Consider the following 24,097-nt stretch of genomic DNA (forward strand, 5'->3'; position numbering starts at 1 on the left):
TCCAGTCACTTCCGGTTTTTATTAGAATTCGCAACAGGCGAAAATCTTTGGCTTTAGTACCTCAAATAAGATGCTTATTCTGGGTCTTTTTCTCTTTTCATAGGCGTTACGTTTTTAATTATATTTGGTTAGTATATTATTTGCTCATTTACTTTTCATTGTGTAACACAGTAATCCGCGTGCCTTCAATAGCAAAATGAATCCTTCCGGTCGATTCCATAATCCCCAATACCGAGGAAATATTTTTAGAGCGAGACATTAATCCACCGAACTTCAAATTCTCGAATTCTCCTTTATAAATCACTTCTACATCATACCATCGAGCTATTTTGCGCATGATGCTTTTCAAATCATCACCATCAAAAATAAAATCACCTGCTTTCCAGGCCATCACACTTTCGATATCCACAGCTTTTACATTAATGTTTTTTTCATTTAACTGGCTTTGCTCACCAGGACTTAACAATTTTGAATCGTTAATTTTGGATGGATTATTCCAATCTCCTTTTAATGAGACACGCACAGAACCTTCTAATAAGGTTGTTTTAATATCGGCTTCATCTTTATAACCATTGATGTTAAAATGTGTTCCCAATACTTCCACTTCCTGGTAGGCCGTTTTAACAATAAAAGGCACCCTAGAACCTGCCTTAATGCCAGCAGAACTGCTTTTGACCGTTACTTTCGCTACTTCAAAATACCCTTCACCTTTCAACTCCACAGTCCTTGTACTGCCTGTAAACTTTGTTGGATACCGCAAAGATGAGGCTGCATTTAGCCATACTTTAGTGCCGTCAGGCAAATTAATCTGATATTTCCCGCCGTTAGGAGTCTCAATGGTATTAAATAGTGGGGCTCCATTTTCCCCTTCTTTATCAGAACCAGCTACGGTATATACCAATTGCCCATCAGCAGTTTTCTTGATCACTAGTCCCTCTTGTTTGGCAAGCTCCCCATTCGCGGCATCAGTTAATGATATTTTCCTACCATCAGCCAAGGTCAAAAATGCTTTATTACCACCAGGAAGTACATCGTTCTTTTTTACGGTATGATTAGCGACTTGCTGCACCTTTGATTTGTTTAGAAAAAACAATCCGACCGCCCCAATTATAAAAATAACAGCAGCCCAGGCTGCAGCTTTACGCAGGTAAATTGTTTTTATGTTTGGCCTTTTTGTCGTAGTGTCTTCAGCAGCAGACAAGGCTGCCCAAACTTTATCCTTAGTATTTTCTATAATGGTATGCGTTGGCGTCCCCTCCTCGGATTTTAATTCCAGGTACCAGCTTTCTACAATTGCCTTTTCTTGATCTGAACAGTTGCCGGCTTTGTACTTCTCCAACAATCTTTTTGGGTCTCTACGCATACAGTATATTTGGTATTTTAACTTTATGCTATTATAACAGGAAACGTAGGGGGTATAGGGTACTCCTTTTGAAAATAAAAATAAAAAAAGCTTTTAATAGTACTTAAAGGCTGTTAGAATACAGAAATAAATACGCGATGATCCCTAGTTTTGGTTTGAGTATTCGTAAAGCTTTTTTAACGTGGGTACGTACGGTGTGCTCAGATATCTGCAATTTTTCAGCAATCTCTTTATGGGAAAGGTAATCCCTCCTACTCAATTCAAAAATCTCTCTCATTTTTGAGGGCAAGGCAGAGATTTCTTCCTCAATCATCTTCTTCATTTCATGCTCCCTTACCCTATAATCTGCAAAATAAGTATCACGATCTATAAATCCGCGTAAGGAATTGATGTACTTATGTTCAACTTCATGATGTGAAATTCGGTTGATGATACGGTTTCTTATTGATGCATACAGATAAGCTGACAAGCTATGTTCAAATGAAAGGCCTTCCCGACGTGTCCACAGCACTTCAAACAGTTCCTGAACTACATCTTTCGCCTCATCCTCATTACGCAATAACTTGCAGGCATGGATGAACAACAAACCATAAAAACGATCAAAAATCACAGTATAAGCATCCCGATCTCCCTCTTTTAAAAGATCGGCCAATTCTTCGTCGCTTAACTGGTTGTATGGCATAGCTCAAGTTGTAACTAAAATTAAGCATTTTAATTGACAACCATCCACTGCAATTCACCAGAAACCTGTAATCCTCTTTTATCAATTACCGAAAAATACCAAATCGTAATTCCATCAGGAAGTCCCGATAACCACACCTTATGATCTTTTATTGTTACCACCTTGCGTTCCCATTTTCTATCTTTTAATACCGATGTCGTATCCATTGTATAATTAAGATAAGCTTGATCAATAGGAACAACGGTTTTAATTTTTGAGGTTATTGAACCCTTTTTCATTTCAATGGCACCTAACTTTGGCAAAGAGGCAGTACCATTTAGATAACTATTGATAAAATGATAAATTTCGTCATTCCCCCAGCCATAACTATGGTTATGTTTAAGGCCAATTTTTATAGAAAGGTTTTTATCTTTCACCATGTTGTAGGTCTTGGCATAACTATCCAAATAAAAATGTCCATCGTTTGTTCCATTTATAAACAACACAGGCATCTTCGCTTTTCCTACATATTGAGAAGGGTCGTATTGCTTAACCCATGTAGCCTTATCTGATGCGCTCAATTTGTCCAATTCTTTAAGCATTGCACTGTTGTGAAATAGATAACCGCAGCCATATACAGGCACAACGGCTTTAAAGCGATTATCAATACCAGCCAATGAACAGCTAATGATCCCACCCCAACTAATGCCTGTAAGGGCCGTTCTATTACTATCTACCGCTGCAAAACTCCTGATTAGGTTATGTGCCAATATCACATCTCCTACCGCCTGATACATCCATTGCTCATTCAAATTGGGGGTAATGGTAAAGTATGGAGTTAACGAACCCGGCTCATCAAAGCCACCAGCTAGATGTTGTTTCTTAGCGTCGTTACCTCGCAAATCCATAGCTATGGCTGCATATCCTTTTTTAGCCCATAAAATTGCCCAGGCTTTAAATGCTGTCCCACCACCACCATGAACCAATACTACTGCCGGTAAATTTTTATCTTTTGATCGGTCGCCACTTAATGTTCCGGGACTGGCGTAATAAGCAAATACGTTTTTTGACTGACCTTTATAAGTCAAACCCTGATACACTATTCCAATTGCCGAATCCGTACTTATGGTTTCATAGTTGGGCACCTTATAAATTTCTTTTGTATCCCAAATTGTCCCCTTTATTTGGGCACTAGCGCTCTGGAGCCAAAAGAACACGGCGATAAATATGTATATTGGGATGTAATATCTGGTTAGCATCTCCATCAAATATAGGAGATTACAAGGCCTCCCATCTGCGAAATAATTGGCATTCTATTAAACTTTTTTGACATCAGATAGGACGGTTATCCCAACTGGTGCCCTGCCAACACCTAGGCAAAATATCTATGATTACAACCTCATACGATCAGATGGATTTGGTTATACCTAGACCTCTTCGGCATAATCACTTGGCGTGCGTCCAAATTGCTTAGCGAATTCCTTACTGAAATATTTACTATCGCTAAAACCTACCATATAAGCCACTTCATATACAGTATAAGTTTGTTGTTGCAACAACTGGGCTGCCCTTTTTAAGCGCACTGATTTAATGAAATTATTAACAGTTAAGCCCGTCAGCGCTTTAATCTTTTTATACAGAATTGGCGTGCTCATTCCTACATCAGCAGCCAGCACATTTACATTAAACTCATCAATACTAAAATTATGCTCGATGATGGTCATGATTTTATTTAAGAACTCTTCGTCTGTAGATTCAATGAGTACATTGGAAGGCTGCAAGGTAATTTGCTGACTAAACTTTCTGCGCATATTATTTTGCAGTGTGAGCAGGTTGTTAATGTTAAGCAGTAACACATCAATACTGAAAGGCTTGGTGATATAAGCCTCTGCACCCGTTTTTAGTCCGCTCACCTCGTGTATATTTCCTGAGCGTGCAGTTAACAGAATGATAGGAATATGGCTGGTTCGTGGATCTGTTTTAAGTACACGACACAACTCCAATCCATCCATAACAGGCATCATCACATCACTAACGATAATGTCGGGTATTTTTTCAAATGCGATCTGCGTGCCCTGTTGGCCATCCTCGGCTTCAATGATGTGATAGGCGTGTTTTAACGACTGCTTAATAAAATCGCGTATTTCACGGTTATCTTCCACAATCAATATTGTAATCCTATCTTCAGCAGGCAGCTCTTTCGTCAACTCCAGATCCGGCATCTCCTCAAACTCTTGTGGCAACTGGTACAACACAGGACTCTCCACGTTTACAAACTGTGGACTAAGTTCGCTCTTTTTAAAATGACTGCAGCCAGTTCGTAGTTTTAAGCTAAAACAAGTTTGAACATTTGCTTCACTAAGCGCAGGACTTGGCAAAAGAATTAGATCACCATGATGTAATCGGGCTATTTTTTTTGATAAGGCCAGTCCAATCCCTGTTCCATTGTTTCTTGAAAGCGGATCTTTTACCTGGTAAAAATTGGTAAACAATTTAGCTCTACTTTCTTCAGGAATCCCCTTACCATTGTCACATACAGTTATTTCTACAAATCCATTTTCTGTCCGATTTACCGATAGATTTATGATACCATATTCGGGGGTAAACTTAAATGCATTTGATAATAAATTAAAAAACACCTTTTCCAGTTGTTCCGAATCAAAATACACCTCTATATGATCGTCGTTGCTGATAAACTGATAATCAATATGATGTTTTATCGCCAGGTACTGGAATGATAAAAAGATCTCTTTTGCAAATTCCACTATATCTTCTGGAGACACATTTAAAGTCAATTTACCTGCCTCCTGCTTTCTGAAATCCATCAACTCGTTAACTAAACGGGTTAACCTTCCGGCATTCTTTCTTACGGTAAGCAATCGACGATTTATCCCAGGATATTCTTTTGTATCATTAATTAAATTCTCTAAAGGGCCTATAATCAGCGTCAAAGGCGTTCTGATCTCATGAGAAACATTGGTAAAGAAGTCCATTTTCATTTGGTAAACTTCATGTTCCTTCCTCAATAAAGCCCTGATCCATAGAAACCTAAATACAAGAAATAAGATCGCAGAAAATAAAATTATATAAATCAGATAAGCCCACCAGGTTTTCCAAAACGGGGGAGCAATATGGATGATCATTTCTTCTGGCTGATCGCTCCAAACCCCATCATTATTTGATCCCTTGATCAATAATTTATACGTACCAGATGGAAGATTGTAAAATGTAGCCGTTGGAGTAGTTACATAGTTCCACTCTTTATCAAGCCCCTCAAGTTTATAAGCATATTTGTTTTTCTCCGATTTGATGTAATTAAGGACAGCAAACTCTACACTAAAAATATTCTGAGCATGTGAAAAAGTAAGTTCTTTGGTCAAGCTAATGTTGCGACTCAACAAGTTACTTTCATCACCTATAGCAACTGTCTTGTTAAAAAGCCTCAATCGGGTAAAAATAACTTTTGGGATTTTTTTATTTTCTTTGATTTGGTTAGGATAGAAACTCACTAGGCCATTGTATCCCCCAAAATAAAGCTGCCCTTGGGTATCTTTATAAAACGAATTGTAATTAAATACGTTACCCGGCAATCCATCTTCGACAGTATAGGTTTTGAAAGATTTTCGATCAAATTTAGCCAATCCGTTGTCAGTACTGATCCACAGATTTCCAACCTCATCTTCTAAAATCCCCAGAATAACATTGCTCGGCAATCCATTTTTCATGGTGTAAAAACGAATTTTATGAGTTGCTGGCTGATAACGAATTAGTCCTGCATCATAACTTCCCAGCCAAATTATCCCACGTGAATCTTCCTGAATAAGGTTGATGTCATCAAATTTTGTGCTGTTGTCATCAATCTTAAACGTTTTTATTTTGTTGGTTACGGGATCAAGAATATAGGTTCCTGAATTAGTGGCGATCCAGATGTTTTTCTTAGAATCTTCAAATAAATACCTAAGAAACTTTAAATCATGATGATTTCCGGGACTGCTATAGGGCGCGAAGTTATTTTCCTTTTCGTTATATATAAAAATACCTTGTGCCCGTGTGCCTATCCAGAGTCTGTTTTTACTATCGTGTAACAAACAGACAATCCGATTAGAATTTAAAGCTTTAGGGTCAGTATAATTTGGCTTATAATGCCTAAAGGTTTTTGTCTCAGGCAAATAAACATCAAGCCCTCCCTCATAGGTACCTATCCAAACCTCCCCATTTTGATCAATTGAAACTGCTTTAACCAAATTTGAGCTAAGTGAATTGATATTTTCTGAATCGTGCTTAAAGCTGGTAAACTTACCTGTTTTACGATCGAAATAATTGAGTCCTTCGGCCTCAGTTCCGATCCATAAGTTGTGGTATTTATCTTCAACAATGGAACTTACGACATTACTACTGATCCCATTTTTGCCTAAGCTGGTCTTGTATTCTCTAAATGGTGTTGCATTGGGATGATAAAAGTTTACGCCGCCGAAATAGGTACCCACCCACATCGATTCAGTCGCATCCTTCACCATATCATAGATAGAATTGTGATTTAAACTTGTAGGATCTTCGGGATTATGGTTTAACACTTTGAATTTAAAAGTATTCAGATCTAATATGTTTATACCATGAAGGGTAGAAATCCACAATCGACCATTCTGATCTGTTTTAATCTTACGAATTACATTGCTACTAATGCTATTGGGATCTCCTTTTTTAGTCACGAAATGCCTAAAAGTTCCCTTCTCGCGATCCATTAAGTCCAGGCCATCATTATGTGTTCCTACCCACAGGTTATGCTGTGGATCTTCAAAAACCACACTGATGTCATCATCAATAAGACTTTCCGGATCTCCGGGCTTATGGAAATAAGATTGATAGTTATATTTCCCATTTTTGAATTCTAATCTTGTTAGCCCCTGGATAGTTCCGATCCACATCACACCTTTATGATCCTGATGAACAGATTTAACCAGCTGATTTGCTAAGCCAGGGCTGCTCCCTTTACCAGGCATAAATCGAACAAAACTGTTACCACCAATTAACTTATTTAATCCGCTATCCGTTCCTACCCAAATATGCCCCTTATTGTCTTCAAAAATACTTCTTACAATATTATTGCTAAGGCTATTTTTCCGTTTGGGATCATATTGGTAGCGTTGAAAAGAGTTGGTTTCAGGCAAATACCTACTCAATCCTTTTTGTGTAGCTACCCATAAATTACCTTTGGTATCGGTCAATAAAGCATTAATATTCTGCCCACTACTTAATGAGGAACTGTTTCCTCTTTCGCGTTTATAGACCTCAAAATTTCTGGTATTATACTTATTTAAGCCATCCTTTGTTCCAAACCACATGAAGCCCATGCTGTCTTGCGCAATAGAAAGCACACTGCTTTGAGAAAGCCCATCTTCAACAGTAAGGTGTTTAAAAGTAATCTTGTCTTTTTGGGCAATGGCTGACCTATATCCACACAATAGCATGAATAACAGGGACAGTTTAATCCAAAAAAATGATGGTGACATTGTACAGGCTCATTTGGTTTAGCGTAAAAATATGATTTTACTTTCATATTTGTTACGGCAGCTAAACAAAAAGAGCCTGTATGAATAATGTCTATTCGTTATTTCTGAACGCTAAACTTATAAACGGTTACCGTTTTATACGCTTGTCCTGGTTTTAATTCCGTTGTAGGAAACGTAGATTGATTCGGTGAATCAGGGAAATGTTGGGTTTCCAAACAAAAAGCTGAACGGTGCGGATAACTCACCTGACCTTTACCATCATGGTCAGCCCCAATTAAGAAATTACCACTATAAAACTGTAATCCTGGTTCTTCCGTTAAAATATCCATCACAATACCAGTTTTAGAACTGACAACTGTAGCCACCTTCTGAAGCCCTTTACCTTTTCTCAATACAAAATTATGATCGTAGCCCTTTCCAAATTTCAACTGCTCGTTTTGATCATTGATCCTTGCACCAATTAAGGTTGGTTTGTTAAAATCAAATGGTGTCCCTGCAACTTGTTCCAATTTTCCTGTAGGAATTAAAGTAGAATCAACTGGAGTATACGTATCTGCATCAATTGACAGCAAATGATCTGTAATTGTTGAATCTCCTGCCCCATTCAAATTAAAATAGGCATGGTTGGTTAGGTTCAATACAGTATGCTTATCTGTAGTTGCGTTATAGCTTATTTTCAAAGCATTCTCATCGGTTAATTCATAGGTTACCTTAACCGTTAAATTTCCCGGATACCCTGCTTCTCCATCTTTAGAGAAATAACTCAATTCGAGAGTTTGATCGTTCACTTTCTTAGCATCCCAAACCTTACCAAAAAAACCGTCAAATCCACCATGAAGCGTATTCACGCCATCATTCAGTTCCAATTGATAAGTTTTGCCTTCTAATGTAAACTTTCCTTGCCCGATACGATTTCCATAACGACCAATTAATGCCCCAAAGAATGGTTCTCCTTTTTTCTGATAAGCTTTCAGGCTATCATAACCTAATACGACATCTTGAAGTGCCATATGTTTATCCGGCACCAACAAGGATACCACTCGTCCACCATAATTGGTAATTGCAGCTTCTACTCCGTTTTTATTTTTTAATACAAAAAGTTCAACATTCTTCCCCGCTATGCTGGCCTTAAATCCGTTTGCATCTGGTATATGGGCAGTCGAAACAGCCAAAGCGTCATTTCCGGTAGATTGATGATTGTTTCCATTGCTACAACCGCTTAATGTCCATACCGAAATAAAAATTAAACAAATGGATTTGAAATTTTTGTTCATAATGCGTTTTTATATATTTGATCTTATTACTAATGTATAAAAAGAATATTAAATGTCAAAACAACTATTAATATTCAAAATATGATACATTTACAACTATAGATATTTAGCCCAAAGAACTAATGAAAAAATATACTGATCAGACTCGTTTTTTAATTGCCGTTGATTGCATTGTTTTTGGATTTGATGGAGAGCATTTAAAGATTCTCCTAATTAAACGAGGCTTTGAACCGGAAAAGGATAAATGGAGTTTGATGGGAGGTTTTGTTAGGCCCGAGGAGAGTCTGGATGGTGCAGCCAACCGGGTACTTACTCAGCTTACCGGACTTGAGGGTGTTTACCTGGAGCAAATCCAGGCATATGGTGACCCCTTAAGGGATCCCATTGAAAGAACCTTATCGGTTACTTATTTTGCATTAATCGACATTCATAAATACGAAACACAGATTAGCGATCAGTATCATGCCGAATGGTTCCTCTTGAAAGATGCACCTGAATTGATCTTTGACCATGGTGAAATGGTGGAAGCGGCAAAAAAGAAAATAAGATATAAAGCGGCCTTACACCCTATTCTTTTCGAACTTTTACCTAAAAAATTCACCATTCCGCAACTTCAAAACTTGTATGAAGATGTGTACAATACACAAATAGACAACCGCAACTTTATCCGAAAATTAACGGCAACTAAGTTGCTGATCAAACTTGCTGAAAAAGATAAATCTGGTTCTAAAAAAGGTGCGTTTTATTTTAAGTTGGATAAGAAAAAGTATAAAGCAAACTTCCAGGCATTCCTAAACTTCATTCCAAACCCGGACAAACTAATATCTGTATAAGAACCCTTTAGCTCATAAAGAAGGATTCTTAAAATAAATTCTTTTATTAAATTAAATAAACGTTAATTAGACATTTATTTAACTAAATATGAGCAAAGATCAATACGTTATAGGGGTTGATTATGGATCGGATTCTGTGCGTTCAGTAATTATCAACGCAAACAATGGAGCAGAACTGGCTTCATCCGTTTTCTATTACCCCCGCTGGCAGAAAGGGTTATTCTGCAATCCTGCAAAAAATCAGTTCAGACAACATCCCTTAGACTATATTGAAGGTCTAGAACAAAGCATAAAAGACTGTATCCTTAAAGCCGGTGGCGATAGCATCGCTGCTGCTATAAAAGCAATTGCAGTGGATACCACCGGTTCTTCACCAGTGGCGGTAAATCAAGCAGGTACACCGCTTGCCCTTTTACCTGAATTTGAGCAAAATCCTAATGCAATGTTTGTGCTATGGAAAGACCATACTTCTGTAAAGGAAGCCATGCAAATCAACAACCATGCGGCAAAATATGACATCAACTATCTTAAATATTGTGGTGGCATCTATTCGTCAGAATGGTTCTGGGCTAAGTTATTGCACATTTTACGTGCTGATGTAGCTGTAAAGAAGGCTTGCTATTCCTGGGTAGAGCATTGCGACTGGGTACCGTTCCTACTTACTGGAGGAAACGACATTTCGGAAATGAAAAGAAGTCGTTGTGCAGCCGGACACAAAGCCCTTTGGGCTGAAGAGTTTGGCGGTTTGCCCCCAAATGAATTCTTTACGGCATTAGATCCAATCTTGGATGGTTTTACAGACCGTTTGTTTAAAGATACGTTCACTTCTGATGTATCCGCCGGAAACCTCAGTACAGAATGGGCCGAACGTTTAGGCTTAAATACAGATGTCGTGGTAGGTGTTGGCGCCTTTGATGCACATATGGGTGCTGTTGGTGGCCAAATTGAACCTTATCATTTAAGCAAAGTGATGGGTACTTCTACCTGCGATATTTTAGTGGTGCCACAAGCCGATATGGAGGGTAAACTCATCAAGGGGATTTGTGGACAAGTGAATGGTTCTGTGATCCCGGGAATGCCTGGTCTTGAAGCCGGACAATCGGCCTTTGGCGATGTATATGCCTGGTTTAAAGAAGTGCTGGCCTGGCCAATAAAAAACTTATTAAGGAATTCGGCACTGCTAGATAGCCATACGGCTGCTGCATTGGAAAAAGAACTTTTAGATCAGCTTATTCCGGAACTGAGTAAGCAAGCTGCTTTGCTGCCAAGAACAGAGGAGGATGAACTGGCGATTGACTGGTTAAATGGAAGAAGAACCCCTGATGCCAATCAGGAATTGAAGGGTGCGCTCAGCAACCTTGATTTAGCTTCTGATGCCCCTCGCGTATTTAGAGCATTGGTAGAGGCGACTTGCTTTGGCGCTAAAAATATTGTCGACCGTTTTATAGCCGAAGGTATTCCGGTAAAAGGTATCATCGGTATTGGCGGTGTAGCTAAAAAATCACCTTTCGTAATGCAAACTATGGCGAATGTATTGAATATGCCGATCCGTATCCATCAGTTTGAACATACTTGTGCTTTAGGTGCAGCCATGTTTGCGGCCGTTGTAGCAGGCATTTATCCGAACGTTGAAGCCGCGATGCTGGGTATGGGTAGTGGTTTCGACAAAGAATATACCCCAGAAGCAGAAACCATCGCTTATTATGAAGCCCGCTTTTTACAATATAAAACGCTTGGCGGATTTATCGAAGCTAGTACTATAAAATAATCACCATGAACAACTATCAGGAAATTAAAGAAAAAGCGTACCTGGCAAATATGCAACTCCCTAAACTAGGGCTGGTACTTTTCACCTTTGGTAATGCCAGCGCGGCAGATAGAGCTGCGGGTGTATTTGCCATAAAACCGAGCGGTGTACCTTATGAAGAACTCTCGCCAGAGAAAATGGTGATTGTAGACTTTGATGGGAATACCGTTGAAGGAACACTTCGCCCCTCATCTGATACAAAAACACATGCAGTATTGTATAAGCATTGGGAAGAGATTGGCGGGATTGTACACACGCATTCTACTTATGGAACGGCATGGGCGCAATCGCAAAGGGCAATTCCGATTTATGGAACCACGCATGCGGATCACCTAACGGTCGACATTCCCTGCGCCCCTCCTATGCAGGATGACATGATCACTGGAAACTATGAATACGAAACCGGATTCCAGATCATGAACCATTTAAAAGCGGCTGGACTAAGCTACAAAGAGGTAGAAATGATCCTCGTTGGCAACCATGCGCCTTTTACCTGGGCAAAAACAGCTGAAAAAGCGGTATACAATAGTGCGGTAGTAGAAGAACTGGCAAGAATGGCCTTTCTTACTGAACAAATACGCAAAGACGTACCCAAATTAAAAGATTCATTAATTAAAAAGCATTATGAAAGAAAACATGGTGCTGATTCTTATTACGGACAATAACAGAATAATTAGATAATTACATTTAATATGATCAATTTAAAAAATTTAGAGGTATGGTTCATCACCGGAACTCAGCACCTTTATGGTGAAGAAACCTTAAAACAAGTAGCATCACATGCACAACAGGTGGCGGCATCATTAGATGCGGCGCAGGCTATCCATGTCCGCATTGTGTATAAGCCAATTGTAAAAACAGCGGACGAAATCTTCGGAACACTTCAGCAGGCCAACATTAGTGCCAATTGTATCGGTGTAATTACCTGGATGCATACTTTTTCTCCGGCCAAGATGTGGATCAGGGGATTAAATATCCTTCAGAAACCACTATTGCACCTACATACACAGTTTAACCGCGATATTCCATGGGATACCATTGATATGGATTTCATGAACCTGAACCAAAGTGCGCATGGAGACCGTGAATTTGGATTTATGGTGACCAGAATGCGTAAAGACCGTAAGGTAGTTGTTGGGCACTGGCAGGATGAAGAGGTAGTACAAGAAATTGACACATGGACACGTGCCGCTGCCGGATGGCATGACTGGCAGGGTGCCAAATTCGCTCGTTTTGGAGATAACATGCGTTATGTAGCAGTTACGGACGGCGATAAAGTTGAAGCTGAACTTAAATTCGGTTTTGAAGTAAATACCTATGGTATAGGAGATCTGGTTGCGATAATCAACAGTATCCCAGAAACAGCTATTCAGGAATTGCTGACAGAATATGAAGCTACCTATACGATGACAGCAGACCTTCTTCGTGGTGGAGACAGACATGCTTCAGTGTATGAAGCTGCAAAAATAGAGCTTGGTTTAAAGAAATTCCTGGAAGATGGAGGATTCAAAGGCTTCAGTGATACTTTTGAAGATCTGCATGGTATGGTACAGTTACCCGGCATCGCAGCACAACGTTTGATGGCTGCAGGCTATGGCTTTGCTGGAGAGGGTGACTGGAAAACCACAGCCTTAGTAAGAGCCTGTAAAGTAATGGGTGCCGGACTTCCAGGTGCTAACGCTTTCATGGAAGATTATACTTATCATTTCGATCCTGCTAATTCAATGGTGTTGGGTTCGCACATGCTTGAAGTAGATGCTTCACTTGCCAATGGCAAAGCGCGCCTTGAAGTACATCCACTTGGAATTGGTGGTAAGGCAGATCCCGCCAGGCTTATATTTAACGTAGCCGGTGGCGACGCACTCAATGCCTCTATTATTGATATGGGTAACCGCTTCCGTTTACTGGTTAATGAAGTTAAAGCCGTTGAGCCTGAACATCAACTTCCAAATCTACCTGTAGCACAGGTATTATGGAAACCACTTCCTGATATGAAAACCGGATGTGCAGCCTGGATTTACGCAGGTGGTGCGCACCATACGGCGTACAGTCAGAACCTAACGACAGCGCATCTTTTGGATTTCGCCAATATTGCAGGTATCGAATATGTAAATATCGGTGCTGATACTAAAATCAATCAGTTCAGAAATGAGCTACAATGGAACGAAGTCTTTTATAAGTAAATAACCAAATGACCTACTATGAACAATAGTCTAGTAACTACAGATTATGTAGTTTTCATCATCTACTTTTTAGTCGTATCCGGCTATGGGTATTACATTTACCGCCAGCGCAAAAAGGACGAGCATGACGCCAAGGCCTTCTTTCTAGCCGAAGGTACTTTAACCTGGTGGGCCATTGGGGCCTCACTCATCGCTTCTAATATCTCTGCCGAACAATTTATCGGCATGAGTGGTGAAGGATTTTTCCTTGGTATTGCAGTAGCCGCTTATGAATGGATCGCTGCGATCGCATTGATCATTGTTGCTGTATGGTTCATCCCCGTATATCTTAAAAATAAGATCTACACCATGCCACAGTTCCTCAAAACCAGGTATAATGAATCTGTCGCTTTGATTATGGCCATATTCTGGTTGTTTTTATATGTATTCGTAAACCTGACCTCCATACTTTATTTAGGTGCTGTTGCCATTAACGGATTAACCGGTGGCGATTATCTGCACGTCATTATGATTGGACTTGCCGTTTTTGCCCTGATTATTTCGCTGGGTGGAATGAAGGTAGTTGCCTATACAGACGTAATTCAAGTAGGTGTTTTAATTTTCGGCGGACTGGTGACCACCTATATTGCCTTAACTGTAGTGGGACAAAAATTTGGTGTAGGTGCCAATGCCATCGCGGGTTTTAATGTTTTAATGGAGCAGGCTCCGGAGCATTTTAAGATGATCATTCCGAAGCCAACAGCTGAATCTACACAAAATGAAATCAGCAAATACCTTACTTTCCCCGGGCTGGCCTCCTATGTTGCCGGTATCTGGATCATCAATCTGAACTATTGGGGCTGTAACCAGTACATCACACAACGTGCTTTAGGCGCCGACCTGCAAACTGCCAGAACAGGTATTTTATTTGCGGGCTTTTTAAAGCTCCTGATGCCTTTAATTGTAATGCTACCCGGTATCGCAGCCTATGTTTTGTATAAAGGTGGACATTTACCACAACTGATTGGCGGTAAAGATGGTGCTTACTCAGCGGTACTGACCTTTTTACCGACGGGCCTTAAAGGTTTATCTGTAGCAGCACTTACCGCGGCGATTGTAGCTTCACTGGCTGGCAAAGTAAATAGTATCTCTACAATCTTTACACTAGACATCTATTCGAAGTACTTTAAGAAAGGTACAGAACAAAAGAACCTGGTTTTTGTAGGTAGGACAACCGTATTTGTAGGAATGATCCTAGCGGTGTTGTTTACTTGGAACGACCTTTTAGGCATCGGCGGAGAAGGTGGTTTCACCTTTATTCAAAAATATACAGGCTTTATCAGTCCGGGTGTTTTTGCGATGTTCATCCTAGGTATGTTCTGGAAAAGAACTACAGGTGCAGCAGCTATCGCAGGTGTTTTATCTGGTTTCCTTTTGTCTGTTTTCTTTAACGAGATGGCGCCGGGTTTATTAGGAAACGATACGCTATTATATACTGCCTATCCTAATGGCAAGGGTGGCTTTGAGATTCCTTTCCACATCTGTATGGGACTCTCCTTCTTCTTTACCATGGCGATCATGATTGTCATGAGTTTGGCAGGACCTAAAGTTAATCCTAAAGCTTTCGAACTGGATAAAGCGATGTTCAAAGTTGCTCCATCTACGATGGCATTAATAGTGGTTACGCTGTTGATCATTGCAGCGCTGTATGTGAAGTTCTGGTAAGCAGATTATACATCAATTAGAACGGGGATTTGTTTATCACAAATCCCCGTTCTAATTACATAGTAATTACCCATTTACAAGAGAATACATTAATTTTAATTGCCCAATAGCTCAGCCAATTTATGATCAATATCTTCTTCATTGCCAGATTTCACTAATATCTTACCTTCTTTATCCAGCAATACATAAAGCGGTATCGTACCATGTTTATACTTACTTACTACCCTTGCCGGCATGTTTTTTACTGGAAATTCATCAATGGTCTGTATCCATGGCATTTTTTCTACATCCATAGCTTTGACCCAGTCATTCCATCTGCTGTCGTTCGTTACACTCACAATCTCAAAACCTTTACCTTTATATTTTGCGTATACCTCTTTCCAATGCGGGATGGCCTCCCTGCAGGGTTTGCACCAGCTCGCCCAGAAATCGATCATCACATATTTACCTCTGGTGGATGAAAGCGTGAATTTTGTACTGTCCCTTTGCAGCAAAGTAAAATCTTCCGCAAAATTACCGGGCAATACAGCCCTTCTTTCAGCAATTTCTTTTTGAAGATTATTGAAATAGAGCGTTTTTTTTGCCTCACCAGTAAATTTCGCCATCAATTGTTCCAGATCGTTAAGTGGCATATCCGAATTAAACATATAATGCGTGCTGAGCATATAGACGCCTGCAACAGATGAAGGTTTTTTAGCAATAAAGGGTCGGATGTAATCCAATTGCCGTGAAAATACCTCATCTCTTTTTTTGCTGCCCTTCGTCTTGTTTTCGTAATCTTCGTAATCAGCATGACTTACAGATCCGCTTACTTTAACCTGCTGGAGCGTGGCACCTTTTTTATCCCCATATTTGGTATAATCATAATGCGTTGAGCCTGCGGTATCAATGCTAATGTTAACAGGGACATTTTCCAGAAAAACCCGCGTTCCCCAGTTGCCAGGGGTAAAAGAAAGCCCCATAAGTTCCGGAGTATTCAATTTTCCGGTCATTGTGAACTTACCGTTCTTAACTTTTGCGGTATTGAGTTTTTTGTTTGTCCTGGTCCGGGAATCATAGCTTGTAAGTTCCACCTCACCATCGGCAATTCCTTTTACAGTGCCTGTTAGCTTATAGCCAGCCGATTTAGTTTGCGCAATCCCACTAACTGTTTGTGCAAACAACAGCGCAACAAGAGTTAAATATCTTATGTTCATTAGGTTAGTTATTAAATATTTCTTCGAGTTTCTTGTTCAGGATTTCACCTCTTAAATCTTTTGCAATAATTTTTCCCTGCGGATCAACCAGTAATGTACTTGGGATGCCCATAATTCCGTAATAAGTAGACACTTCATTTTTCCAACCTTTCAGATCTGAAAGCTGTGTCCATGGCATTCCGTCATCTTTTATTGCTTTTTTCCAATTATCGCCCTTGTCATCAAGAGAAACGCCGACAACGGTGAAGTTCTGATCTTTGTATTTATTGTACGCTTTCAATACATTCGGGTTCTCTGCCCGACATGGCCCACACCAGCTTGCCCAGAAATCGATCAGTACGTACTTCCCTTTAAATGCTGCAAAGTTAACTGGTTTTCCTTCTGTATCATTTTGTGTAAAATTTAACATCGGGGTTCCAATTGCGCTCCGTTTTAGTATCACAAGACGTTCATTCAAACGTTTTCCTTCCGGGGTTGCTTTTATGTTTTTACCCAGCTGATCATATATAGCCTGTATATCTTTGTATTCACCCATTCCTGCACGGTCTGTAACTAAACTTAAGCTAAACGGACTTTCAGGATGTGATGCAATATAGTTATTGGCTACAACACGTTTTTGTTTCCTGATATCGGCAAGCTTTTGCTCCAGTTGCAACTGCTCTTCTTTACTAACCTTACCATATTTCTGGTATAAGGGCATTTCCTGAGATGAAAATGGCTCCAGCAACTTGTCATAAGTGTCTGCCTCCGTTTGTATTTTTGAGCCGCTTAATCTAATCTTGTCGAGCGAATCGGCACTCCCGTTCATTTCGATATTTCCAGGCTCAACAAAGACCCATACCGCTCTTTTGGGGAACATGATGGTGATTTTTTGTGGGTTGGGCATAGGGGCAGTCCAGGTAAATTTATCACCTGTTACTTTCACATTACTAGTTTTAGGTTCATTACCATCGTAATAATGAAAATTCAGTTCAGCATCGCCCAGTCCTTTAATGTTTCCATTGACCCGGACCTGCTGACCTAAAGCTGTACCAGCCATGCAGAACATCGCGGCAGCAGTTAAAATTTTAAGTGATTTCATAGTTTTTTATTGATTTACTAGTTAAAAATTTCAGCCAGTTTCTTATCCATAGCTTCGTCATTTTCGCCACCTCCACCATAGCGGCCGATGATCATTCCATTTTTATCTACGAGGATTTTGGTTGGTAGCGAATGAATGGCATAAGGTTCAGTAATGTCGTTCGTTTTATCATATCCCGTGGCAGTTCTTTTCAATCCTCTCAGAACGTGTTTCCACACACCGATCTTGTCCTGTGCAACGGCCTTTTTCCAGGCTTCATTGTTACTGTCGTCATCAGATACACCAATAATTTCCAAACCTTTGTCTTTATATTTACTGTACAACGACAACAAATGTGGGTTTCCTTTACGACAAGGTACACACCAGCTGGCCCAGAAATCGAGCAATACATATTTTTTACCTTTAAAATCTGCCAGACTTAAGGGCTGTCCGTTGATGTCCGTTGAACTAAATACCGAGGCCGGACTTCCGGGCGATCCGCCTTCCAGGCTCTTGATCTCATCTGCAATTTTTTTTCCGTAGCTGCTTTGCTTTATACGGTCTGATAGTTTTGCATAAAGCAGCTTTGATTCAGCAAGTGGCAGCGAAGATACCTTCCAACTTAAGGCATAGGCCGAATAATCTGAATCAGGGTGAGTCCTGATATATTCCATGTCAATTTTATCCATTTCCTCCCTTAAAGGATCCATCTTATCCTTTTCTGCATTCGCAGCTTCCTTCAGCACTTCCAGTTCACCTTCAGGCTTTCCGGCTTTCCTTGCAGCTATATATGCCATATTGGCTTTGTCATAGGCAGCCGACAAAACACGCATTTGCTCTAGCTGTGATTTTTTACGAAGGTTCAGTACAACCAATTCATCATGGGTTTTAGAACCTGTTAATTTTAGGTTTTTGAAATCACCAGCAGTTAACGCCATGCTCAGTTTTCCGGGCTCGATAAAAAAGGTAGCCATATTGGGATCGTCGAAACCTTGGCTTTTTACAGCTCCCATAATATAAGCCATAACCGGATCGGCCACTTTACCTTTGAATTCAAATTTCCCATTCTGAATCGCGGTGCTGTCCTGGACATATCCTCCATCTGCAGTAGGGTATGACAATTTTAAAATTCCAGTACTTTGTCCTTTAATTTTGCCCTGCAACGTAAATGAGCCATCCTGCGCCATTACCTGATGAATACAGGCAAGCAATAACAATGTCAATAAATAATTTTTCATCTGTATAAATTTGTTTTCAATCGTATATATCCTGGTCAAATCAGTGCGCCACCCTATCGGGGCACCGCACTATGCAATGGTATATTAGTTTGCGCTGTATCCGGTATTTTGATCTCCAAATTGCGGATTGTAAATAAATTCGCTCTTTGGAACAGGAATGATATACTGAATCTGGCTGGTAATTGTGGGTTTTAACTGCATCACAGTGACTAACGGGAAACGCAATAATGCCATCCATTCGCTGCCATCCTCTCCCACCATACTTTTTGAGGTTTCTTTATATAGCTCCAATAATAGTGCATCAGGAGTATTTGCAGCCTCGACAGCTAAATAATGGAAATTATTGGAAACTGCAGTGATTCCCGCCTTTTCCTGTATCTGATGGATCAGTGTTTTTGCTGTGCCCAGGCTTCCTCCCGATCTTATTATAGCTTCCGCTTTCAGTAAGTAAACTTCCGTCAGCCGCATGGCATAATCTGTTTCAGTCAATGCCGAAGGAGTAGAACCTTGTGCATTATATTTATTGAAATAGAAGGTATTTGGCGAATATTGTGAATAAGCACTTGCCGTACCAATCACCCAGCTTCCCCTAGGATCATTGGCATAAAGATCTTTTAAAGCCGATTTGGCCACATAAAGAGATGAAGCACCGGGATAGTATTGCCTGGTTTTGGAATACGGATCGCTAGACTGAAGCGCCTGGGGCTTAATTCCTAAAATCACTTCCTTACTTGACAAACCAATGGTATGAAACAGGTTTTGCTGACTGGCTTCCAATACATAAGGGCTGTTCTGCATGATGTTATCTGCAAGAGCTATTACCTCAGTATAATTTCCGGTTCCTGCCCGGCTCATCAATACACGCATTTTCAACAACATTGCCGCCCATTTGGTTGCATAATGGTTTGGATTGCTTACCGGACCATTAGCGATCACTTCATTTAAATCAGCAATGATGAAATCATAGCTTTCCTTAACGGTGCTGCGCTTTTTAGTGATATTAGTCAATGTTGAGAGCTCATCCCTCAATAAAACTCCCTGCGCACTGCCAATCTTGTACCATTCTCCATAGTAACTCAACAGTTTGAAGTGTGAATAAGCACGAATGAATTTCGCTTCTGCAATTATTTCTTTTTTTCTGTTGCCTGTGAACTTATTATCTGCAAGCTCATTAACTCCTTTGATCACACCATTAGTACTATTCAGTGCTTTGTAAGATTCATCCCAATAACTACCAGCCGCACCTTCAGTCATATTTTCCTCAGAAGCGCTCGCACCAAAACCGTAGCCTAAATAGCCTGCAAATTGTGCTGGAAGAATCTGGTGTTGCTGCCAGCCGGTTTTGATATTCGTTGCATTAGCAAAATTGTAATAAGCACCATTCAAAGCAATCTGTGATGTGGCCTGGTCTAAAATGGTATTTCCTTCAACTTTGGCATTTTTAGGTGGTGCACTAAGTTCTTTTTTACAGCCGTAGGCCCCAATGAGCATGATACCAACTGTCAGAAATTTATATAATGTTTTCATGTCCTTTGTTATAATTAAATTCTATTCCCCTATACTATAAACCTACCCGGATTCCCAGGCTGAACTGTCTGACGTATGGATAACCTCCTGAATCACTATATCCGCCAATCAGACTGTACGGATCATTACTTGTCTCAGGATCTACACCCGGATAGTTCGTGATGGTGAACAGGTTAGTTGCGGAAACGTATGCAGATATTCCATTCAGTTTCCATTTGCTCGTCAGGCTTTTTGGAAACTGATAGGCAATGGTTACCGATTTTAGCTTGATGAACGAAGCGTCATATACATTGTTACTGGCAGCGTAAGCGTAAGAGCCCTGGCCCTGAATCAGGCGTGGCCTTGTAGCATCAGTATTTTCCGGAGTCCAGCGGTCAAGAATTCTAACACCTTTGTTTGTCCTTTTTGCCATATCCTGGTTCTGTACATCTGCCAGGTAATAAATGTCGCCACCATAAGAGAAAGTTGCCAGTGTGGTCAAACTGAAATCTTTATAGCTCATCCTGTTGGTATAACCCCCGTAAAATTTAGGTTCTGCCTTTCCAATGATATCGTCCGCAAAATAACGGAGTCCAGGACCAAAAGCATCAGGGTCCAATATATAACTAGGATCACCGATGCCGAGGTATGGATAACTGCCGGCAAGTACATTTCCTACTTTATAAGCATCCACTTCGGCCTGTGTTTTAAGGATTTTATCGAACACCCTTCCGTACAGCAGACCTACCGGTTCTCCCACTTTCAGCACTGTATTTCCAAATTGATAGATGCCCGGATTGTTTGGATCGTCAACTTGGTTAGAAATTGCAAGTACTTTGGAACGGTTGCCGGACACATTAATACTACCCGACCATTGGAAATTTTTTCCTCTGATAATATCTCCACTTAATTCAATTTCCAGTCCGCGGTTACGAATGTTGGCAATATTTGAAGTCACCTGATTAAAACCGGAACTTCCCGCTACTGTGGTGGGGAACAAAACGCCACTGGTGTTTTTTTCATAATAACCTACACCTCCGCGAAGACGGGAATTAAAAAAAGAAAAATCTATACCTCCATCTTTTTGCAAGGTAGACTCCCACTTAAGCCGTTCATTACCAAGCTGCGAGGGAGAAAGCCCGTTTAATCCGGCATATGACACAGGTGAATAAAGTGTATAGAACAGATTATTACCGATGTTCTGAGTACCTGTATACCCGGCACTCGCTCTAAGTTTGATCTCACTTATCCATTTCACATTCTTTAAAAAATTCTCCTGCGAAATCCTCCAGGCCACACCTCCCGAAGGGAAATAACCTACACGGTTAGCTATGGGAAATTTTGAAGAAGCATCCGATCTCCCCGTAAATGTAAACACATATTTATCCATCAGGCTATAATTCGCTCTCATGTAAAAACTCAATAATGAATTCTGATCTGATGTACCCGTTGAAGGTAAAGTTACAGCCGCTGAAGACAGGTTATTTAAATATTCATCATCGGGAAAGCCCTGTCCGCTTGCAGAAAAAGCATTTCCTTTGGTAATCTGCCAATCTGTACCGGCAACGACATTCAAACGGTGATTTTCATTGAATTCTTTATTCCAGGTTATTGTATTCTGGATGAAGGTATTTACCTGTTCAGCCTGTGCCTGTGTAGCGGTACCATTACCCGAGCTTCCTGTTCCATTTGGTGTGGCTATTGCCACAGTACTCGGAATATAGTTGTTCTGACGGTAATTATTGTAATTTACGGAAACTGAGCTTCTAAAGGTGAGGTCTTTTATGATATCATATTCACCTGTCAGACTACCAATTAGGAAAAAGTTGTTAGACTTATTAATTCCTTTTGTAAGTAAAAGCGGGTTTTGAAATCCTTCATACGCATAGGCACCGAGTGATGCAGGATCAATAATTTTAATACTGCCGTCTGCATTGTATGGATCTACAGTAGGAGGTGCAAATATAGCCTGTGTATATAGTCCGTTGGTGATGTTATTGGTACTGAAGCCATAATCCAGATTGGTATTGAAACGTAGTTTGCTGGTGATGTCATTATCCAGACTTACCTTTCCTGCAATACGCTTGAAATCTGTTCCTAGTACCGTTCCTTCTGAACTGTTGTAGCTAAGTGAGGTATAATAACGCGAACCAGCACCACCACCCCTCACAGAAAGGTCTGCATTTTGAGTGATCCCGGTACGGGTCACCAGGTCAAGCCAGTCCGTATTTGCTGTTCCAAAATAACCTGGATCAGTAAGTATCTGTGTAGCCAGCGCATTTGGTGCAAGCACCGGAATTTTGGCTGCACGTGCATCATTCAGGTTTTTAGCAGCCTCTTTGACAATCATGATATATTGGTCTCTGTTCAATACCTTTTCGTTTTCCGCCAGGCTTACTCCTGTGTAATAATTTGCTTCAAAGACTGGCTTCTGGTTCATTTTACCCTTCTTGGTGGTAATGATCACTACCCCATTTGCCGCTCTTGAACCATATATAGCTGTAGCGGAAGCATCTTTAAGGATGTCTATTGTTTCAATATCATTGATATTCAGTCCACCCAAACTATTCAATCCGCGGGCAAAAGAACCTGCCACCGAAAAATTCGGGTCGTCATTTCCACCTCTTTCCACCGGGCTCACAATATCAGACGCACCTTGCTGGTAACGATTCTGAACTTGTATCTGCACTCCGTCGATAATGTATAATGGGTCATTTCCCCCCATCAGGGAGGTCCCGCCCCTGATCCTGATCTTAGCCACACCACCAGGGGAGCCATCAGCCTGCACCACTTGTACCCCGGCAGCCTTACCGCTCAATGCCTGATCAAAGGTAGCAAAAGGCACATCCCTTACTTCAGAGATATTTACTGATGCAACAGAACCTGTTAAATCCTTTCTTTTAGTTGTTCCATAACCTACCACAACGGTTTCCTCCAGCTTGTTCTGGCCGAATTGCATAACAATAAGCATACTGGGGCGAACAGGCAACTCTAGTGTTACATAGCCGACGTAAGAAAAAACAAGCACAGAATTATCTGGCACCGTAGTGGTAAAAAAACCTTGTTCATTGCTAACAATGGGTCTTCCGGAGTTGTTTTTTAATTTGATGCTCACTCCCGCCATGGGCTTCCCGTTTTCATCCACAACACGACCGCGAACATCAATAGCAGAAAAAACATTCTTGAGTTTATCCAGAAAGGAAGATTCTTTTTTGGACACTACAACAGAGTTTTTAGCTACGGAATAATCAAAGGGCTGTCCTTCAAAAACCTGTTCCAATACCACTTTCAGATCTGCGTTCTTCACCTGTATAGTAACAGGTTTTGCATTTTTTAAATTGGTAGTAGTAAACAGAAAGTCGTACCCGCTTTGAGTTCTGATTTTATCAAGAACATATTTAATGGGCGCATTATTTTCAGATAGCGTGATTTTTTGCGCATAGCTTCCCGCACTTACCTGCAGGATAACTGTGATTAAGAGTAAAGTGGTTAGGTTAACTCGCATAATCCATTTTCTTTTTCCCGTTTCACTTACCGGCCCCATGGCCCGGCACATCATCAACTGGATTTTGGAAATACAGCCCAAAAGCTGTATCAACCTTTTTGTGTAAAAATTGTACATTTGCTTAGCATGGTTTAGAAACGACAGGCCTACATTTTCGAAGATGGACTGGCATGTCGCTTAGTTGATAGTTTAGATTATTGATGTAAACCGCTTATTGGGTTATCCTGGTTCCGAAGCCAGGGTAACCTTTTTTAAGG

General features: G+C 40.5%; 15 protein-coding genes. 5 read left to right on the top strand and 10 right to left on the bottom strand.

What is annotated here, in order from left to right; genetic code table 11:
• Positions 1–148: 148 nt before the first annotated feature.
• The 5 genes from EZ444_RS01110 to EZ444_RS01130 all read right to left on the bottom strand — a co-directional run bounded on the left by EZ444_RS01110 (position 149) and on the right by EZ444_RS01130 (position 8,808).
• Positions 149–1,363: a FecR family protein gene (locus EZ444_RS01110; protein WP_131606376.1), complete on the bottom strand. Its 1,215-nt coding sequence runs from the start codon at positions 1,361–1,363 to the stop codon at positions 149–151.
• A 103-nt stretch (positions 1,364–1,466) separates the two neighbouring features.
• Positions 1,467–2,045, bottom strand: coding sequence for an RNA polymerase sigma factor (locus EZ444_RS01115; RefSeq protein ID WP_131606378.1), 579 nt, complete (start codon positions 2,043–2,045; stop codon positions 1,467–1,469).
• A gap of 29 nt (positions 2,046–2,074) precedes the next feature.
• Positions 2,075–3,283, bottom strand: a complete 1,209-nt coding sequence (locus tag EZ444_RS01120) for an alpha/beta hydrolase family protein (RefSeq protein ID WP_165503488.1) — start codon at positions 3,281–3,283, stop codon at positions 2,075–2,077.
• Positions 3,284–3,451: 168 nt separating this feature from the next.
• Positions 3,452–7,534 (bottom strand): hybrid sensor histidine kinase/response regulator transcription factor, encoded by a 4,083-nt coding sequence (locus tag EZ444_RS01125; protein WP_131606382.1) that lies wholly within the window; start codon positions 7,532–7,534, stop codon positions 3,452–3,454.
• 98 nt (positions 7,535–7,632) lie between these two features.
• Positions 7,633–8,808, bottom strand: a complete 1,176-nt coding sequence (locus tag EZ444_RS01130) for an aldose epimerase family protein (RefSeq protein WP_131606384.1) — start codon at positions 8,806–8,808, stop codon at positions 7,633–7,635.
• A gap of 122 nt (positions 8,809–8,930) precedes the next feature.
• Here EZ444_RS01130 and EZ444_RS01135 point away from each other — a divergent pair, with 122 nt between their 5' ends.
• From EZ444_RS01135 to EZ444_RS01155, 5 genes are all read left to right on the top strand, one after another.
• The gene (locus tag EZ444_RS01135; RefSeq protein WP_131606386.1) at positions 8,931–9,641 is read left to right on the top strand and encodes an NUDIX hydrolase; all 711 of its coding nucleotides are present in this window, start codon (positions 8,931–8,933) and stop codon (positions 9,639–9,641) included.
• Between the two features lie 88 nt (positions 9,642–9,729).
• Complete coding sequence (locus EZ444_RS01140) at positions 9,730–11,409, top strand: ribulokinase (protein WP_131606388.1); 1,680 nt, start codon at positions 9,730–9,732, stop codon at positions 11,407–11,409.
• A gap of 5 nt (positions 11,410–11,414) precedes the next feature.
• A complete protein-coding gene (locus EZ444_RS01145; RefSeq protein WP_131606390.1) occupies positions 11,415–12,113 on the top strand; it encodes an L-ribulose-5-phosphate 4-epimerase in 699 nt (232 codons plus the stop codon).
• Between the two features lie 27 nt (positions 12,114–12,140).
• Positions 12,141–13,631 (top strand): L-arabinose isomerase, encoded by a 1,491-nt coding sequence (gene araA, locus EZ444_RS01150; protein ID WP_131606392.1) that lies wholly within the window; start codon positions 12,141–12,143, stop codon positions 13,629–13,631.
• Between the two features lie 18 nt (positions 13,632–13,649).
• Positions 13,650–15,335, top strand: coding sequence for a sodium/sugar symporter (locus tag EZ444_RS01155; RefSeq protein ID WP_131606394.1), 1,686 nt, complete (start codon positions 13,650–13,652; stop codon positions 15,333–15,335).
• A gap of 95 nt (positions 15,336–15,430) precedes the next feature.
• On the opposite strand, the gene EZ444_RS01160 is transcribed toward EZ444_RS01155, so the two are convergent.
• From EZ444_RS01160 to EZ444_RS01180, 5 genes are all read right to left on the bottom strand, one after another.
• On the bottom strand, positions 15,431–16,531 hold the full coding sequence (locus EZ444_RS01160) for a TlpA disulfide reductase family protein (RefSeq protein WP_131606396.1): 1,101 nt from the start codon (positions 16,529–16,531) through the stop codon (positions 15,431–15,433).
• Positions 16,532–16,535: 4 nt separating this feature from the next.
• Positions 16,536–17,612 (bottom strand): TlpA disulfide reductase family protein, encoded by a 1,077-nt coding sequence (locus EZ444_RS01165; protein WP_131606398.1) that lies wholly within the window; start codon positions 17,610–17,612, stop codon positions 16,536–16,538.
• 17 nt (positions 17,613–17,629) lie between these two features.
• Entirely contained in the window at positions 17,630–18,829 is a 1,200-nt protein-coding gene (locus EZ444_RS01170) for a TlpA disulfide reductase family protein (protein WP_131606400.1), read from the bottom strand.
• Positions 18,830–18,913: 84 nt separating this feature from the next.
• Entirely contained in the window at positions 18,914–20,356 is a 1,443-nt protein-coding gene (locus EZ444_RS01175; protein WP_131606402.1) for a RagB/SusD family nutrient uptake outer membrane protein, read from the bottom strand.
• Positions 20,357–20,390: 34 nt separating this feature from the next.
• A complete protein-coding gene (locus tag EZ444_RS01180; protein WP_131606404.1) occupies positions 20,391–23,957 on the bottom strand; it encodes a TonB-dependent receptor in 3,567 nt (1,188 codons plus the stop codon).
• Between the last annotated feature and the right edge of the window lie 140 nt (positions 23,958–24,097).

Origin of the sequence: Pedobacter hiemivivus (assembly GCF_004331685.1) — a bacterium.
Taxonomy (GTDB): Bacteria; Bacteroidota; Bacteroidia; order Sphingobacteriales; family Sphingobacteriaceae; genus Pedobacter; species Pedobacter hiemivivus.